Source organism: Gilliamella sp. Occ4-3, assembly GCF_001690675.1.
Classification (GTDB): Bacteria; Pseudomonadota; Gammaproteobacteria; order Enterobacterales; family Orbaceae; genus Gilliamella; species Gilliamella bombi.
The window spans coordinates 1-559 of record NZ_LZHR01000068.1 but is presented as its reverse complement, the minus strand read 5'-3'; the positions used below and the strand labels follow the sequence as shown (position 1 = coordinate 559).

The 559-nt window shown below is 29.9% G+C and carries 2 protein-coding genes; one reads left to right on the top strand and one right to left on the bottom strand.

The window, feature by feature from the left end:
• The coding region (locus A9G44_RS13105) for an integrase core domain-containing protein (RefSeq protein WP_143426341.1) at positions 1-169 on the top strand (169 nt) is incomplete at its 5' end.
• Positions 170-204: 35 nt separating this feature from the next.
• Here A9G44_RS13105 and A9G44_RS07685 read toward each other — a convergent pair.
• Positions 205-559, bottom strand: a 355-nt coding sequence (locus tag A9G44_RS07685) for a hypothetical protein (RefSeq protein ID WP_065610198.1), incomplete at its 5' end; no start/stop codon positions are given.

The window sequence follows — 559 nt, the reverse complement described above, 5'->3', positions numbered from 1 at the left end:
TAATCGTACCTATCGTACTGAAGTACTCGATTTATATCTTTTTAACAACTTAGCACAAGCAAGGAAAATAACCGAAGAATGGCTAACGATTTATAACACCGAAAGACCGCATGAGGCATTAAATAACATGACACCGATTGAGTATAAAACACTAAAACAAGCAGCTTAATTTTCTACGTGAGTTGTGTACTAAGTTTGGGGCATTTACAACCATTTATTTAAAGAATAAAAGAAATAATAATGTTGAGGGATGCTTTCTACAGCAAAAGCTAGAAAACTATCAAATTGATTAAATTTTAAATGTACTGCAAAATTTAAAGATGAATCATTTATATAGTAAATATCTCCGCTTTCTCTAATTTTAGCGGATATATCATTATCTATAATAAATTTTTTTATTGTAAATAACCAATTAGAATAGCTTCCAAAAAGTTGATTACTTTTGTGTTTAAGAGTTTTTGACCAATCAATTTTGGTTCCTTTCCACTCAAACGAATTAGATAATTGGTATGCAGCAATATTTTCCCAGTTATCGATCAACTCTGCTGGTTCTGATAAT